The organism is Kineothrix alysoides (assembly GCF_000732725.1).
GTDB classification, from domain to species: domain Bacteria; phylum Bacillota; class Clostridia; order Lachnospirales; family Lachnospiraceae; genus Kineothrix; species Kineothrix alysoides.
Genome location: NZ_JPNB01000002.1, coordinates 1,555,378 through 1,571,394 on the forward strand (window position 1 = coordinate 1,555,378; position 16,017 = coordinate 1,571,394).

General features: G+C 45.0%; 13 protein-coding genes and 1 pseudogene. 11 read left to right on the forward strand and 3 right to left on the reverse strand.

Annotated elements, in window-relative coordinates; genetic code table 11:
- Positions 1-86 precede the first annotated feature (86 nt).
- The 8 genes from hprK (at position 87) to fba (ending at position 7,149) form a co-directional block, all read left to right on the forward strand.
- On the forward strand, positions 87-1,031 hold the full coding sequence (gene hprK / locus CC90_RS0118175) for an HPr(Ser) kinase/phosphatase (RefSeq protein ID WP_031392138.1): 945 nt from the start codon (positions 87-89) through the stop codon (positions 1,029-1,031).
- Positions 1,032-1,051: 20 nt separating this feature from the next.
- Positions 1,052-1,996, forward strand: coding sequence for an ROK family glucokinase (locus tag CC90_RS0118180; RefSeq protein WP_031392139.1), 945 nt, complete (start codon positions 1,052-1,054; stop codon positions 1,994-1,996).
- Positions 1,997-2,045: 49 nt separating this feature from the next.
- Positions 2,046-2,957, forward strand: coding sequence for a UDP-N-acetylmuramate dehydrogenase (gene murB, locus CC90_RS0118185; RefSeq protein ID WP_031392140.1), 912 nt, complete (start codon positions 2,046-2,048; stop codon positions 2,955-2,957).
- A gap of 17 nt (positions 2,958-2,974) precedes the next feature.
- Positions 2,975-3,838 (forward strand): RNase adapter RapZ, encoded by an 864-nt coding sequence (rapZ, locus tag CC90_RS0118190; protein ID WP_031392141.1) that lies wholly within the window; start codon positions 2,975-2,977, stop codon positions 3,836-3,838.
- Positions 3,839-3,840: 2 nt separating this feature from the next.
- Entirely contained in the window at positions 3,841-4,785 is a 945-nt protein-coding gene (whiA, locus tag CC90_RS0118195; RefSeq protein WP_031392142.1) for a DNA-binding protein WhiA, read from the forward strand.
- A 15-nt stretch (positions 4,786-4,800) separates the two neighbouring features.
- The gene (locus CC90_RS0118200) at positions 4,801-5,064 is read left to right on the forward strand and encodes an HPr family phosphocarrier protein (RefSeq protein WP_031392143.1); all 264 of its coding nucleotides are present in this window, start codon (positions 4,801-4,803) and stop codon (positions 5,062-5,064) included.
- A 151-nt stretch (positions 5,065-5,215) separates the two neighbouring features.
- Positions 5,216-6,142 carry a diacylglycerol/lipid kinase family protein gene (locus CC90_RS0118205; protein ID WP_031392144.1) on the forward strand — a complete coding sequence of 309 codons (927 nt, stop codon included), beginning with the start codon at positions 5,216-5,218 and terminating at the stop codon, positions 6,140-6,142.
- Between the two features lie 143 nt (positions 6,143-6,285).
- Positions 6,286-7,149, forward strand: a complete 864-nt coding sequence (fba, locus tag CC90_RS0118210) for a class II fructose-1,6-bisphosphate aldolase (protein WP_031392145.1) — start codon at positions 6,286-6,288, stop codon at positions 7,147-7,149.
- Between the two features lie 479 nt (positions 7,150-7,628).
- Here the strand turns inward: fba and CC90_RS0118215 are convergent, their stop codons facing one another.
- Positions 7,629-8,150: a peptidylprolyl isomerase gene (locus tag CC90_RS0118215; protein WP_031392146.1), complete on the reverse strand. Its 522-nt coding sequence runs from the start codon at positions 8,148-8,150 to the stop codon at positions 7,629-7,631.
- Positions 8,151-8,240: 90 nt separating this feature from the next.
- On the opposite strand from CC90_RS0118215, the gene CC90_RS0118220 reads away from it, so the two are divergent.
- From CC90_RS0118220 to CC90_RS0118230, 3 genes are all read left to right on the forward strand, one after another.
- A complete protein-coding gene (locus CC90_RS0118220; protein ID WP_051869769.1) occupies positions 8,241-9,092 on the forward strand; it encodes a GNAT family N-acetyltransferase in 852 nt (283 codons plus the stop codon).
- A gap of 450 nt (positions 9,093-9,542) precedes the next feature.
- Positions 9,543-10,640, forward strand: a complete 1,098-nt coding sequence (locus CC90_RS23340; RefSeq protein WP_051869770.1) for a helix-turn-helix domain-containing protein — start codon at positions 9,543-9,545, stop codon at positions 10,638-10,640.
- A complete protein-coding gene (locus tag CC90_RS0118230; protein WP_031392148.1) occupies positions 10,627-12,354 on the forward strand; it encodes an ABC transporter ATP-binding protein in 1,728 nt (575 codons plus the stop codon). Before CC90_RS23340 ends, CC90_RS0118230 begins: the two co-directional genes overlap by 14 nt.
- A gap of 96 nt (positions 12,355-12,450) precedes the next feature.
- On the opposite strand, the gene treC is transcribed toward CC90_RS0118230, so the two are convergent.
- Positions 12,451-14,109 carry an alpha,alpha-phosphotrehalase gene (gene treC / locus CC90_RS0118235; protein ID WP_031392149.1) on the reverse strand — a complete coding sequence of 553 codons (1,659 nt, stop codon included), beginning with the start codon at positions 14,107-14,109 and terminating at the stop codon, positions 12,451-12,453.
- 393 nt (positions 14,110-14,502) lie between these two features.
- Positions 14,503-15,909, reverse strand: a pseudogene (gene treP / locus CC90_RS0118245) (PTS system trehalose-specific EIIBC component); the annotation flags it as partial.
- Positions 15,910-16,017 lie beyond the last annotated feature (108 nt).

Here is a 16,017-nt window from a genome sequence, read left to right on the forward strand (position 1 = left end):
TATTGTGAAGTTTCTATGTTAGAATTTATAGAATATTAAGTATTAAGATATTATAAAATACTATATTGATGAAAAAGGAGAAGGTTATGGCAAGTGTAAGTTTAAAAGAGATTATAGACAAAATGAAGCTTGAGAATCTGACGCCGGAGCTGGACATTTCGAAGGTGAAAATCACCCAGCCGGACATCAACAGACCGGCTTTGCAGATGGCAGGTTATTTTGAACATTTCGAAGCTACCCGTCTGCAGATTATCGGATTTGTAGAATATACGTATATGCAGGGGTTGACGCAGGAATATAAAGAAGAGGTTTATAACAAGCTTCTTTCCTGTGATATTCCGGTCATTGTTTTCTGCCGTGAGCTGCAGCCTGACCCCTTCTTTTTACAAGTGGCTCTGAAAAAAGAGGTACCTATCCTGATGACGAAGAAGGCGACCTCTAATTTTACTGCTGAGATTATCCGGTGGCTGAATGTGAAATTAGCACCGTGCATTTCCGTTCATGGTGTTCTCGTAGACGTTTACGGCGAGGGAGTACTGATTACGGGCGAAAGCGGTATAGGTAAGTCGGAGGCAGCGTTGGAGCTGATCAAGAGAGGGCATCGTCTTGTGACGGATGATGTAGTAGAGATAAGGAAAGTAAGCGACGATACGTTAATCGGTTCTGCCCCTGATATTACGAAGCATTTTATAGAATTGCGGGGAATAGGAATCGTTGATGTAAAGTCATTGTTTGGTGTATCCAGCGTAAAGGATACTCAGAGCATCGATTTGGTAATCCGGTTGGAAGAATGGGATAAGGACAAGGAATACGACAGGCTTGGATTGGAAGAGGAACATACGGAATACCTTGGAAATAAGATAGTATGCCATAATATTCCGATAAGGCCGGGACGCAATCTGGCGATTATCTGTGAATCGGCAGCAGCTAATCACAGGCAGAAAAAGATGGGCTATAATGCGGCGCAGGAGCTTTATACCCGCGTGCAGAACTCTCTGGCAAGGCGCAGAGACGAAGATGATGAGGAATAATTAAGAAGGGATAAATTGGGATGAGTAAATATGTGTTTGGCGTAGATGTGGGAGGAACCACGGTTAAATTAGGACTTTTTGACAAAGACGGAGAGCTTCTGGATAAATGGGAGGTGCCCACAAAGACGGAAAACGGAGGGGAAAAAATTCTTCCCGACGTAGCTGCGAGTATCCAGCGAAAGATGAAGGAGAAGAGCATACGGAAGGACGAGGTCATCGGCGTAGGGCTGGGAGCTCCCGGTCCGATCGATGCGGAGGGTACGGTATATGTTGCGGTGAACCTTGGCTGGGGTACCTTCAGTATCCGTGATACCTTGTCGGGACTTCTCGACATGAAAGTAAAGGCAGGAAATGACGCCAATGTTGCCGCTCTGGGCGAGATGTGGAAGGGCGGCGGAAAAGGTTGTAAGAATCTGGTTGCCGTAACCCTCGGAACGGGCGTGGGAGGCGGAATCATCGTAAACGGGGAAATTCTGACCGGTACCAGCGGAGCGGGCGGCGAAATCGGGCATATCCACGTGCAGGATGGCGAAACAGAGGTATGCGGCTGCGGCAATACCGGATGTCTGGAAGAATATGCTTCCGCTACCGGTATCGTAAGGCTGGCAAGGAGAGCCCTGGAGTCTACTTCTGAGCCTAGCATTCTGAGGAACAGACCGGTGGAAACACTTTCGGCAAAGGCAGTTTTTGACGCAGTAAAGGAAAACGATGCGGTAGCCATTCAGATAGCGGAAAAATTCGGAGAATATCTGGGAAAGGGTCTGGGTGTCATCGCAGGAGTGGTGAATCCCGAAATCTTCGTTATCGGAGGCGGTGTATCGAAAGCCGGAGATATTTTATTCGATTATATAAAGCCATATTTTGACAAAACAGTATTTAAGGGCTGTAAAAATGTGGAGTTTGCATTGGCGACGCTGGGGAACGACGCCGGAATTTATGGAGCGGCCAAGCTTGTATTGGAATAAGATGGCAGTCAGCTACATACCATAATAAAAAACAGGCAGGGGTCTTAAGGTGAATTCATCAATATACAATTATATAAAGCAGATAGTGCCTCAGGCGAACATATTATTCGATGAACCCATGAGCAATCATACTACTTTTCGCGTGGGCGGAAATGCTAAATGCTTAGTGAAAATAGAAAGCAAGGAACAGCTAATAAAGCTGGTGCCGATTTTGCAGGCCACCGGGCAGGACTATTTTATACTCGGCAACGGCAGTAATCTGTTAGTGGGAGATAAAGGGTATTCGGGCATTGTCGTTAAGCTGGGCAGTGAGATGGGAAATATATCAGTGGAAGGGAAAAAAATGCGGGTTCCTGCGGGAGTGCTCATATCCAGAGCGGCGCAGGAGGCGCAGGCCCACGGACTGACCGGCATGGAGTTCGCTTCGGGAATACCGGGAACAATTGGCGGCGGCATCGTAATGAATGCCGGAGCATATGAGGGTGAAATGAAACAAATCGTAGAATCCGTGGAGGTAATGGACAGAAGCGGGGAAATACTGACGCTGGATAACGATACGATGGAGTTCGGCTATCGTACCAGTGTGATTAAGAATCGCCCCTTTATCGTTACGGAAGTGGTGCTTAAGCTTTCGGTGGGCGATAAGGAAGAAATCAGGAACAAAATGGAGGATTTGGCGGCAAGGCGCCAAGAGAAGCAGCCTTTGGAATTCGGCAGCGCAGGAAGTACCTTTAAGCGGCCGGAGGGATATTTTGCAGGCAAGCTGATCATGGACGCAGGCCTTAAAGGCTATCGGATAGGCGGAGCAGTGGTATCCGATAAGCACTGCGGCTTTATCGTGAATACGGGAGACGCTACCGCGGCCGATGTGCGCGAGCTTATCGAGACCGTTCAAGAGCGCGTGAAGGAGCAGTCCGGTGTGACGCTGGAGAGGGAAGTCATTTATTTGGGAGACTTTTAAATACGGAGGAAAAGCATATGAGATTCGTGGTAGTGACCGGGATGAGCGGCGGCGGAAAGAGAACGGCTCTTAAGATGCTGGAGGACGCAGGCTTCTATTGTGTGGATAATCTGCCCGTTCCTTTGATAGAAAAATTTGTAGAATTAATTGCTACTCCCAACTCGGAAATCAACAAGGTCGCGTTGGGCTTGGATGTCCGTGCGGATCAACCCTTTGAAGCGGTCTGGAAGACGCTGGGAAACCTGAAGAAAAACGGCTATATGTATGAAGTCCTTTTTATGGATGCCTCGGAGCAGGTGCTGTTAAAACGCTATAAGGAGTCGAGGCGGATGCACCCCCTTTCCCCGGAAGGACGGGTAGAGGACGGCATCCATAAGGAGAGAGATATCCTTAAGACGGTAAAAGAGCATGCGGATTACGTGCTTGACACCTCGAATCTGCTGACGAGAGAACTGAAGGAAGAAATCGATAGGATTTTCGTTATGAATGAGGAATATAACAGTCTTATGGTAACGATTCTTTCCTTCGGCTTTAAAAATGGTATTCCGGCAGATGCTGATTTGGTTTTCGATGTCCGTTTCCTGCCAAATCCGTATTATATCGACGAACTGAAGCATCAGACAGGTAATGACCCGGCAATTCAGGGATACGTCATGGGGTTTGCCGAGGCAGAGGAATTTTTACAGAAGTTGGAGGATATGATCCGGTTTCTGATTCCGAATTACGTGAAGGAAGGAAAGTACCAGTTGGTAATAGCAATCGGCTGTACGGGCGGAAAGCACAGAAGCGTGACGCTGGCGAATGAATTGTACAAGCGTATGAAGAATCAGGGAAATTACGGACTTAAGATTTATCACAGAGATGTGAAACAGGGGGCGTAATTATGTCTTTTTCCGCGGAAGTAAAAGAGGAATTGTCAAAAGTTGTAAGCCAGTCCAGACATTGTCAATTGGCAGAACTGGCGGCGGTCATTAGCTTTTTCGGCAAATTGGAAGGCAGTTCAGAGTCGGATGTAAGGCTCTGCCTTCAGACAGAAAATGAGGCAGTTATTAGAAAGGTCTTTACATTATTGAAGAAAACCTTTAATATATATACTGATATTGCTTTTAAAGAGCTTTTGGAAGAATATAAAAATCATACATATGTTACATTAATTACAGGAAGAGAACGGGTTGACAAAGTTCTTCAAGCTGTTAAAATGTATGAAGAAGGCGGAATTCAAAAGGCCACGCGCAACGGAGTAAATCCGCTGTTAATCAAAAATGCCTGTTGCAAAAGGGCATTTCTGCGGGGAACTTTTCTCTGCACGGGTTCCATGAGCGACCCGGAAAAAAGCTATCATTTAGAATTTGTCTGTTCCTATGAAGAACAAGCTGTTCGCCTTCAATCTCTGATACAGAGCTTTCAAGTGGAGGCGAAGATCGTAATAAGAAAGAAATATTATGTGGTATACTTAAAAGAAGGCGCCAGTATAGCAGATTTATTAAACATCATGGAAGCCCATATTTCCCTTATGAATTTCGAGAACTACAGAATCATAAAAGAAATGCGAGGTTCCATCAATAGGAAGGTAAACTGCGAAACGGCTAATATTACCAAGACGGTAAACGCATCATCCAAACAGATAGAGGACATCCTCCTGATTAGGGATCATTATGGATTTCAGAATCTACCAGATAACATAAGAGAAGCGGCACAAATAAGATTAGAATATCCGGATGCAACATTAAAGGAATTAGGACAAATCTTAGAACCTCCGGTTGGAAAATCGGGGATGAACCATAGACTTAGAAAATTAAGTGAGTTGGCTGACAGGCTTAGAAGTTAAAAAGGAGGAGACGTTATGATCGAAAAAGTGATGAAGATTCAATTGCCTACAGGATTAGAGGCAAGACCGGTGGCAGTATTGGTACAGGTGGCGAGTAAGCATGCCTGCTCCGTTTACATTGAATCGGAAGGAAAAAAGGTGAATGCGAAGAGCATCATGGGCATGATGAGTTTAGGACTCGATAGCGGTGAAACGGTAACTGTAATTGCCGACGGTCAGGATGAGACGCAGGCAGTAGCGGATATCGAAGAATATTTGTTAAAAGGAAAAGTAAGTTAAAATTTCATATATGACCTATAGGCAGCCGTCAGGCTGGCATGCCGGCATGTCCTTTGATTTGTTGCCTACGTAGGAATAAAGACTTAACGCGGAGCATCTTAGGATGCTCCGATTTGACTTTGTAAAGTTGAGGATTGAAAAGGGGAACTATATGGCTGATAAAGAGATGCTTTTTGTATTTAATCCCCGTTCGGGGAAGGCGAAGATTAGAAATAAGCTTCAGGATATTATAGACGTATTCGTTAAGGCCGGGTATGAGGTTACCGTATATCCCACGCAGTGTGAAGGGGACGCGGTGTGTGCGGCACAGAATAAGAAGGATAGATATGACATTCTCGTTTGCTGTGGCGGTGACGGCACGCTGGATGAGGCAGTAAACGGTATGCTTCGCAGCACGAAACAAATTCCTATCGGCTATATTCCGGCAGGCAGCACCAATGATTTTGCAAGAAGTCTGGGAATACCTAATGATATGCTGAAGGCAGCGCAGGTCATAATAAAGGGGAAGGACTACGCATGTGATGTGGGAGCATTCAATAAGGAAAGCTTCGTCTATATTGCAGCGTTCGGACTTTTTACGGACGTGTCCTACGGAACCAGTCAGGATGTGAAAAATGTGTTGGGACATATGGCGTATATTCTGGAGGGCATGAAGAGAATACCCAGCATCAAATCTTATAGGCTTAAGGTCGGATACGGTGACGTGACCATGGAGGAAGAATTCATCTTCGGTATGGTGACCAATTCTATCTCAGTGGGGGGCTTTAAGCGGATTACCGGCAAATATGTGGAACTGGATGACGGAGAGTTCGAGGTGACCTTGATTAAGATGCCTTCGAATCCTTTGGAGCTCAATAATATCATGGCAGCTCTTTTGAACCGGAATATCAATACGGATTATATGTACTGTTTTAAGACGTCATCGGTTACCTTTGAATCCAATATTGAGATTCCGTGGACCTTGGATGGAGAATTCGGCGGAAATCATAAAAGTGTGAGCATTCATAACATGAAACAGGCGGTGAGGATTAAAGTGCCCGGTAAGAATGCGGCTAAGATAGAGGGGCCGGTGAAATAGAGATTGATTGGCAAAAAAGCGTTCATTTTCTTATATTTCCCTATTTTCCACATTTTTTACAGCTTTGTTGTTTCCTTTTTGGCGCGAATGGGGTATAATAGGTTCGGTGAATTTGATAAATTTATTATATGGAGGTAAATAAAATGTTAGTTTCAGCTACAGAAATGCTTCAAAAAGCAAAAGCTGGCCAATATGCAGTCGGACAGTTCAATATCAACAACCTTGAGTGGACAAAAGCAGTTCTTTTGACAGCTCAGGAAAACAATTCTCCCGTTATCCTCGGCGTATCCGAAGGAGCAGGTAAATACATGGGCGGATATGAAACGGTAGTTGGCATGGTAAACGGCTTACTCAAAGGCTTGAATATTACAGTTCCCGTTGCTCTTCACTTGGATCACGGCAGCTATGATCACTGCTATAAGTGCATCGAAGCAGGTTTTTCATCCGTAATGTTCGACGGCTCTCACTATCCGATCGCTGAGAACGTAGAAAAGACGAAGGAATTGGTTGCAGCATCCCACGCAAAGGGAATTTCTATCGAAGCTGAAGTTGGTTCTATCGGCGGAGAAGAAGATGGCGTTATTGGTGCCGGCGAATGTGCAGATCCTCAGGAGTGTAAAGAAATCGCTGACCTCGGCATCGATTTCCTGGCAGCAGGTATCGGCAATATCCACGGCAAATATCCTGAAAACTGGAAGGGACTTTCCTTTGAGACATTGGATGCTATTCAGAAGCTGACAGGAGACATGCCTCTCGTTCTTCACGGCGGTACGGGAATCCCGGCTGACATGATTAAAAAAGCTATCGCTCTTGGCGTTGCTAAAATCAACGTTAACACGGAGTGCCAGTTGTCCTTCGCAGCAGCTACACGTAAATATATCGAAGAAGGAAAAGACCTTCAGGGTAAAGGCTTCGACCCTCGTAAGCTTCTCGGTCCGGGCTTTGAGGCTATCAAGGCTACCGTTAAAGAAAAAATGGAACTGTTTGGTTCTGTAAACAAAGCCTAAATAACAGGCTTCAGTATAAGGAACAAACTTTAATTATTTTAATTAAAAAAGAGTTTTGGCTAAAAATAAGCCGGCATCGGATTTAAAGATTCGATGCCGGTTCGTTTTGTAGTTGTTATAAATGAAATATTTATATAATTTGTGGGCACAGCTTTTGTTCCACGCTATGATGAACTTTTAAAAACAGCATATTATCCCTAGAAAGGGAGGATGCCAAGTAAAGGTTTCTTTACTTGGCACTTATTATGAAAAAGTTATTTAATAAATCAATTAACTGTTATTGGCTTTTTTGTTTTTTGCTCTTGCTGTATCTTATATTGATAGTATAGCTAAAAGAAATGTCTAAAGAATGTTGTGGAATTGAAGTTTTTTTAAAATAAATATGAATAAACTATGAACGAGACAGTACAAAAGTACTAATCTCGTCCAACAATTTAAAAAATATTAAATTAGATTACTGAAAACTTTTAAAATAGTATTTAAATTTTCTGTGGTTCGGGATAAACTTCGCCAAAGGTTTCGACAGTAACCGTCTTTATAATCTGAGGATCTAACGGACGATCGGAACGGTCAGTAGCCGTTTCTGCGATTTTATTTATAAATTCCAAGCCCTCCGTCACTTTGCCGAATGCGGCATAAGAGCCGTCCAGATGAGGAGAATTCTTGTGCATAATAAAAAATTGAGAGCCTGCGGAATCGGGGTCCATGCTTCTCGCCATGGAGAGAACGCCTTCCGTATGCTTCAAGTTATTTTCTACGCCGTTCTGGCTGAACTCTCCCTTGATGCTGTAGCCCGGGCCTCCCATTCCGGTTCCTTCCGGATCTCCGCCCTGAATCATAAAGCCGCGGATAACTCTGTGGAAAATGAGTCCGTCATAAAAGTTCTTGTTAATCAAACTAATAAAATTATTAACGCTTTCGGGCGCGATTTCAGGATATAACTCCGCCTTGATCACGTCGCCGTTTTCCATCGTAAATGTAACAATAGGATTCTGTGCCATTGCTTTACTTCCCTTCTGTGATAATTTGTTTTATAATATTTTCATGTTTTATTCTAGCCTATAATGGACGGATAGTAAATAGGGGGAGATATGTTAAAGGAAATAGTTTTTCTTATTGGTCATAAGAGCCAGATAACGGCGATAGAGCAGATGAAGAAAAATTTCGGCGAAGACGGCAATAAGGTTATAACGGGAAATCTGCCATGGGAAGAAGGCGGACAAGCGGCGTATGATAAAGAGAATGTGTTGTTCGTAACGGACGAAGAGGAAACGTTGCAAGCGTTAAAACAAAACGCGTACTACACAATCGCGCTTTTACACGGAGAGAACAAAGAGCAGGATTTATCGGCTGCACTATACGCGATAACAGATATCGAGGAACTTACCTTTGATTCTTTTGTCATGGCGTACATGCGCCTGTCAGGAAAGCCGTGGACGATTATGGAGACGAAACGGTGTGTCATCAGGGAGATGACGGTGGAGGATGTGGACTCTTTTTATCAGATATACAAGGAACCGTCCATTACATTTTACATGGAAGATTTGTTCGAGGAACCGGAGGAGGAGCGGGAATATACCCGGGAATACATAAAGAAAATCTATAGCTTTTATGGCTATGGTCTGTGGAGCATCGTAGGCAAGGAAAGCGAAACTGTAATCGGACGGGCCGGAATCAGTTGGAGGGAAGGCTTTGACATCCCCGAGCTGGGATTTGTAATCGCCGTTCCCTATCAGCATAAAGGATATGCCTATGAAGTCTGTCGCGCCATCCTCGGTTACGGGAAAGAGGAGCTTGGCTTCGATAAGGTGCAGGCCCTGATTAAAAAGGACAATGAGGCCTCTATCAGGCTATGCACGAGACTTGGATTCGTGAGAATAGATAGTGTGGAAGATAAGGGGAAGGAGTATGAGAGGTATGTGGTGGAATTAAGCGATATATGAATTGGATTAAGTCATTGTTCCCGATATCTCACATAACAATAGCAATATCTATCTTTTGGTTAGTACGATTGTACCGGGAAAAAGAACGGAACAATCGTACTGTCCTGTCAAGATGCGTTCAGCATTTGTATAATTTTTTCTGCTATTTTTGATTTTACACACATGTCAGCTGCCTTTTAGGTATTCCTAAATGGTGGTTTTTTGCGTTTTTACAGGGAAATGTGAGTGGACTGGACTTCGATTTTCACTATATGAATTGTAATATAAGATTATACTAACGGTAAAAAAATAATTTTACTATTTTTACAGTTACTATCTTCCAATGCATATACAAGAACCTTATAATCATATTATGAGAACTGGAAACGCGGGAAGTTTAAAAGCTTAATCGTATAAATTTATACCTGCAAGGAAGAACTGTAGGTCGTAGAGAAAGGTAAGATTATTACTATGAAAATTGCAATTGGTGAAAACATTCGCCATTATAGGAAGGAGCTTTGCCTGACACAGGAGCAGCTTGCCGAAGCAATGGGAGTTACCGTGGGAGCCGTATCGAAATGGGAATCCGGCCATTCTAATCCTGATATCGGTATGCTTCCCGAGTTGGCTGACCTCTTTGAAATATCTGTCGATGTACTCCTTGGATACCAGCTCAATTGCAGAACCATGGAGCTTGCAGCGGAGAGAATTTACAATCTTCGTATTTCCAAGAGAATTCAGGAAGGAATTGCGGAAGCGGAAAAGGCTCTGCAGCGGTATCCCAATAGCTTTGATGTCGTCTATCAGAGCGCCGACCTGTTTCAACTGACAGGAGTGGAAAGAAACGATAAAGCGGCGCTGCATAAGGCACTGGAGCTGTATGGACGGGCATGTGCGTTGATTTCGCAGAATACCGATGAAGCGATAAGCGAGCTGTCACTTCAAATCAACATAGGCGAAGTATATGTGGCGTTAGGGGAGATAGAGCAGGCTTTGGGTACTCTGAAAAAGTATAACGCTTGTGGAATTAATAACGGGCTGATCGGGATGCTTCTTTCTCAAAGCGACCGGTGCGAAGAGGCATTACCGTATCTTTCTGAGAATCTTTTGGACTGCGTGATGGGATTATTTCGTACGGTAATAGGCCTTTCCGGCTGCTTTGACAGCAAGGGCGACGCGAAACAGTCAATAGAAGCCTTCCTTTGGCTGTACGGAGTATTGGAAGGACTGAAGCTTCCGCACAAGGTATCTTATCTGGATAAGATGCAGGTCATATTGCTTTCCGGCTGTGCGAAGGTTGCGGCTTTCATTAATGATGTAGAAACGGCAGAAGAATATTTCAGGCGGGCAGTGACGATGGCACGAGTCTTCGACGATTCACAGTCTTCCGATAACATGCAGGCTTACAACATTCGAAATATCAAATTTTATAATGGAAAACCCCATACTGTCGGTGATAGTTTCGGCGAGACTGCAATGAGCGGCATTGAAAAAGCGTTGATTTCGGATGAAAGAACGGGACCGATTTTCGACGAACTTTGGAGGAAAATTGAAAATGAAGAAAAATAATGTGACTGTCATACACCGCAGAGAATTTACCAGGCAGTTTTATAGACATAATAAATGGAGTTTCATCGCGGCAATAACTGCTTCGGTTTTGACAGCCTTAGGAAACCTGGTGGTTTCATGGCTGATGCAGCAAATCATCGATACCGCGTCGGGAGATGCCGGAATGTTTTCGCTTTTGCAGCTTGCCATGATTTTATTGGTTATCGTTTCGGGTATTGTTATGGTTTCGGTTCTGGAATATTATGCCTGTCCCCGATTCATAAAGAGCGCCATGCGGCAATACAAGGATTACGCGTTCGAGGAGATGTCGAAGAAGAATATTAATGCCTTTACCGGCGAGAACACCTCCATATATATTTCAGCGCTGTCCAATGATGCCACCAGTATCGAGAATAACTACCTCGCCCAAATATTTACCCTGGTTCGGGAACTGCTCATGTTTGCAGGAGCCTTTGCTCTTATGCTGTATTACAGTCCGTTTTTGACACTGGTAGCATTTCTGCTTTCCTTCTTTCCCGTAATTGCCTCTGTTCTTACGGGAAACCGCCTCGCAATGCAGGAAAAAGAGGTCTCTGATAGAAATGAGAGTTTTATCGGAATGATAAAGGATATGCTGTCAGGATTTTCCGTCATTAAAAGCTTTAAGGCCGAGCGCGAGGTTTTCAGGCTTTTTGCTAAAGGCAATTCGGCGGCGGAGGAAGCCAAATGCAGGAGGCGAAGGACGGAGACCGTCATTCAGACGATTGGACTAGTAGCCGGAATCATAGCGCAATTCGGCGTGTTTTTGTTCGGAGCGTATCTGGCCCTTGCCGGACGCGGCGTTACCGCGGGCGTGGTTATCGTCTTCGTACAGCTTATGAATTATGTGCTCACACCCATTGCCGATGTGCCCCGGATTCTGGCTAACAAAAAGGCAGCATATGCTCTAATCGACAAGCTGTCCGCTGCTGTTCATTCCAATATCCGCAAAAGCGGGAAAGAGATAGAGCCTGTGCTTACACGGGGAATAGAACTGAAAAGTCTGTCTTTTTCTTATGAGAAGGATGTGCCTGTGCTTCAAGGAATAGACATATGCTTCGAAGCGGGAAAAAGCTATGCCATCGTGGGAGGCTCAGGAAGCGGCAAGTCCACGCTGCTCAACCTTTTGATGGGAAGCAGAGAGGACTATGAAGGGGAGATTCTGCTTGACAGCAGTGAACTTCGGGAGATAGCCTCCGCTTCGCTGTACGACATCGTTTCTATTGTTCAACAGAATGTCTTTGTATTCAATAGCACTGTGAAGGATAATATCACGATGTTCAGGGATTTCACGGAAGAAGAGCTCTGCAATGCGGTGAATATGTCCGGCTTAGCCCCGTTTATCGCCGAGAGGGGAAACGATTATGCCTGCGGGGAGAATGGAAGCGGACTGTCCGGCGGTGAACGCCAGCGCATTTCCATCGCCCGTTGTCTGCTTCGCGGCACGCCGGTGATGCTTGTAGATGAAGCTACCGCCGCTCTCGATGCCAAGACAGCCTATGCCGTGAGCAACTCCATTCTGGATATTTCAGGCATGACTCGTATCGTAGTAACTCACAGACTGGAGGAAGCATTACTTCGTAAATACGATAAGATTCTCGTATTTAAGAATGGAAGGGTAGAGGAGAGGGGAAGCTTTGCAGAGCTAATGGAGAAAAAGGAATTCTTCTATTCGTTATTTACGGTATCTCAATAGCTTGAAGCAAGAGGCTGCAAAGAACAAGTCATTCTCTAACTGAAAAGCCGGACAAATTGATATGCCAATGCAATCAATCGGTCCGGCTTCTGTCAGTTATCGCTTTTCAAATATCAGGCTTTCGTAGGGCCGAAGCACCTGCGGTATACCGTCTTTTGTTTCTTCATAGTTGCCCAGAAGCAGTTTATATTTATTTGTCTCCAATTTCGCCGTATCGAGAATAATTGATTCTTTGCCGAGGTTATTTAATACAAGAAGCTCTTCGCCGGATGCGTTTTCACATTCCACATATCTGCGATAGGCAAATAAATAAGGCGTTTCCTCGAATAGAAAATCAATTTTGCCATCGGCTATCGCGCGGTTCTCCTTGCGAAGCCGAATCAGTTTTCTGTAATAGGCGAGAATGGAAGTTTCATCCTCTTTTTCCGCTTCCACATTGATCTGCCTGTAATTATCCGTTACGCAAATCCATGGCGGAGTCCCGGAAAAACCTGCATTGGGTTCTGCCGACCATTGCATGGGGGTACGAGCGTTATCCCGGGACCTCGAAGCGAGAATTCGAAGAGCTTCTTTCTCTGTCTTTCCTTCCTGAAGTAATATCTCATAATAATTCAGACTTTCCACATCCCGGTACTGCCCGATATGAGTAAAATGAGGATTGGTCATCCCAAGCTCCTCTCCCTGATAAACATAGGGAGTACCGCGTAAAAGATGTATACTGGCGGCCAGCATCTTGGCCGATTCTTTCCAATAACGTCCATCGTCTCCGAATCGTGATACAATTCTGGGCTGATCGTGGTTGCACCAAAATACCGCATTCCAGCCGCCATGCTCCTGCATGCCAAGCTGCCACTGCCTGAACAGCCTTTTCAAAGCCGGCATATCCGGCGGCATCAACTCCCATTTGTTTCCATCCTTATAGTCCACCTTAAGATGATGAAAATTAAAGCACATGGACAATTCCCTTTCGGCAGGATTAGAATACCGTATACAGCTCCCGATAGATGTAGAAGACATCTCTCCTACCGTAACCATCTCCTCGATTCCGGCATCCCTTACGAGCTCCTGCAAAAACTCATGCACATGCGGCCCGTCAGTATAAAAATGCCTTCCGTCCCCCTCCGTATCGTCCTCATAGACCTCTGGCTTTGAAATCAAATTTACCACATCAAACCGAAACCCCTTAATCCCCTTCCTCTTCCAGAACCGGAGAACCTCCTTCAATTCCTCCCGCACCTTAGGATTTTCCCAATTCAAATCTGCCTGGGTCCTATCGTACAGATGCAGATACCACTTTCCCAAGTGAGGAACATATTCCCATGAAGGCCCTCCGAACTTAGACTCCCAATTAGTAGGAATATGCTCAGGCCCTCCATCCTTGAATATATAATAATCCATATATTCCTTCCTGCCCGCCATAGCCTTTTGAAACCACTCATGCTCCGTAGAAGTATGATTAAACACCATATCCAACATCACCCCGATACCGCGCTCATCCGCCCGCCCAATCAACTCCTCCAGATCCTCCATACTGCCAAAAGCCGCATCCACCCTACGGTAATCAGCCACATCATACCCATTGTCCCTCTGCGGCGAGACAAAAAACGGAGTCAACCATATATAATCAACACCAAGATACTCCAAATAACCCAACCTATCAATAATCCCCCGCAAATCCCCAACACCATCCCCGTCAGAATCCATAAAAGACTTCGGATATATCTGATATATGACCTTGTCATGAAAATTTATCATATAGACAACCACCTCTTCCTCTCTTTTCTCCAGTACTGACGATTGAGAAACCCGTAACCCTCGCCAATTTCTTTGTACAATTCCACCGCCTTCCGGGGGCTTTCATCCCTGGCTTCGGTTTCTGTTCTTTTAGTGAACGGCTGAAATTTTCTTAAGGAAACCTCCAACATCCAGGGAAAACGCCGCATGGATGCGGCGTTTAGGCAGCACAGTACAAGGATGTATTTTGCTGCCGACCCGTCCGTCACCGTTACATTCACGGTTTCCTTTAGAAAATACAGCCGTGAACGTTGAACAGAAACCGAAGCCAGGGATGAAAGCCCCTCACAACCCCAAATTGTACATAAAATCCTCACAACCCTAACAGTTTCGCAACGTCTCTTACTACTCCGTCCCCTTCCTCTTTCCCAAAATAGCAGTCAAAGTAAAAGGAACAGCAACAGCAATCGCCATACACACTGCAAAAGAGAGCATATATTTAGGCTGTATCGAGAGAATTCCCGGAAGCCCTCCCACTCCGATCGCATTAGCCGTAGTTCCCGTAGCCACACAAACAATCGCCGCCAGGGCTGATCCGATCATTCCGCAGATAAAAGGAAACATATATTTCAAGTTAACACCGAACATAGCCGGTTCCGTTACTCCCAAATAACAAGAGATACAAGACGGTACATTTACTTCCTGTGCCTGCGCATTTTTTTTCTGAAGGAGCATCATCCCAAGAACTGCAGAACCCTGTGCGATATTGGAAAGTGCAATCATCGGCCACAGCATCGTTCCGCCATAATCAGCGATAAGCTGCAAATCGATCGCATTTGTCATATGATGTAAGCCGGTAATAACCAAGGGAGCATATACGAACCCGAAAACAGCTCCGAATATAACTCTGAAAGGACCGGTAATTCCCGCATATACCACGCTGGAGATAGCAGAACCTATTTTCCATCCGATAGGCCCTAAGACGAAGTGCGCAGCCATAACTGCCAGTACGAGAGAGCAGAACGGCACTACGATCATCGATACAGCCTGCGGAGAAACTTTTCGGAAAAACTTTTCCAGATAAACGAGCGTAAATGCAGCTAAAATAGCCGGAATAACCTGTGCCTGATAACCGATCATATTCACCTTGATAAAACCGAAATTCCAAACCGGAATGTCTGCGGCTGCCGTGGATGCTACTCCGTAGGCATTCAAGAGCTGACCGGAAACTAACGTCAGTCCAAGCACGATGCCGAGCATCTGTGTCGTTCCCATCTTACGGGTTACGGACCAGCAGATACCCACCGGAAGCATATGGAACACGGCTTCGCCGATAAGCCAGAGAAAATGATCCAGGCCTGCCCAGAACTGGCTGATATCGCACAGCGTCTTCGTCCCGTTTTCAAAAAGATACAAACTGTCAATACAGTTTCGAAAGCCCAGGATCAAACCGCCGACGATAATGGCAGGAATGAGTGGGGCAAAGATTTCCGATATTGCCGTTACGATTTTCTGCAGTGCGTTCTGATTCTTCTTCGCAGCATTCTTGACATCGTCTTTGGAAACGCCCTCCACTCCGGAGACTGCGGCGAAATCGTTATAGAAATCAGCTACCGTATTCCCTATGATGACCTGAAACTGCCCGGATTGTGTAAAGCTCCCCTTTACCGCTTTCATCGCTTCAATCGCCTTGATGTCCGCCAGAGACGGGTCGTTAAGAGCAAAGCGCATGCGCGTCATGCAATGTGACACAGCTGCAATATTTTCTTTTCCCCCGACCAGCTTCAAAAGTTCCTTTGCGTCATTTTCATACTTACCCATAAGTTTCCTCCTTGCAACTTGTTTAAACAAGTGTCCCATAAAACCTTTATATCATACTTGTTTAAACAAGTCAACTTCTATTTTCATTATTTTTAATATTATCTGTAT

Bases quoted from the DNA above. Each gene is read 5' to 3' on its own strand.
- CC90_RS0118230 (WP_031392148.1), top strand. From the start codon at position 10,627: ATGAAGAAAAATAATGTGACTGTCATACACCGCAGAGAATTTACCAGG.
- CC90_RS0118180 (WP_031392139.1), top strand. From the start codon at position 1,052: ATGAGTAAATATGTGTTTGGCGTAGATGTGGGAGGAACCACGGTTAAA.
- CC90_RS0118205 (WP_031392144.1), top strand. From the start codon at position 5,216: ATGGCTGATAAAGAGATGCTTTTTGTATTTAATCCCCGTTCGGGGAAG.
- whiA (WP_031392142.1), top strand. From the start codon at position 3,841: ATGTCTTTTTCCGCGGAAGTAAAAGAGGAATTGTCAAAAGTTGTAAGC.
- CC90_RS0118220 (WP_051869769.1), top strand. From the start codon at position 8,241: ATGTTAAAGGAAATAGTTTTTCTTATTGGTCATAAGAGCCAGATAACG.
- CC90_RS0118215 (WP_031392146.1), bottom strand. From the start codon at position 8,150: ATGGCACAGAATCCTATTGTTACATTTACGATGGAAAACGGCGACGTG.
- CC90_RS0118200 (WP_031392143.1), top strand. From the start codon at position 4,801: ATGATCGAAAAAGTGATGAAGATTCAATTGCCTACAGGATTAGAGGCA.
- fba (WP_031392145.1), top strand. From the start codon at position 6,286: ATGTTAGTTTCAGCTACAGAAATGCTTCAAAAAGCAAAAGCTGGCCAA.
- hprK (WP_031392138.1), top strand. From the start codon at position 87: ATGGCAAGTGTAAGTTTAAAAGAGATTATAGACAAAATGAAGCTTGAG.
- CC90_RS23340 (WP_051869770.1), top strand. From the start codon at position 9,543: ATGAAAATTGCAATTGGTGAAAACATTCGCCATTATAGGAAGGAGCTT.
- rapZ (WP_031392141.1), top strand. From the start codon at position 2,975: ATGAGATTCGTGGTAGTGACCGGGATGAGCGGCGGCGGAAAGAGAACG.
- treC (WP_031392149.1), bottom strand. From the start codon at position 14,109: ATGATAAATTTTCATGACAAGGTCATATATCAGATATATCCGAAGTCT.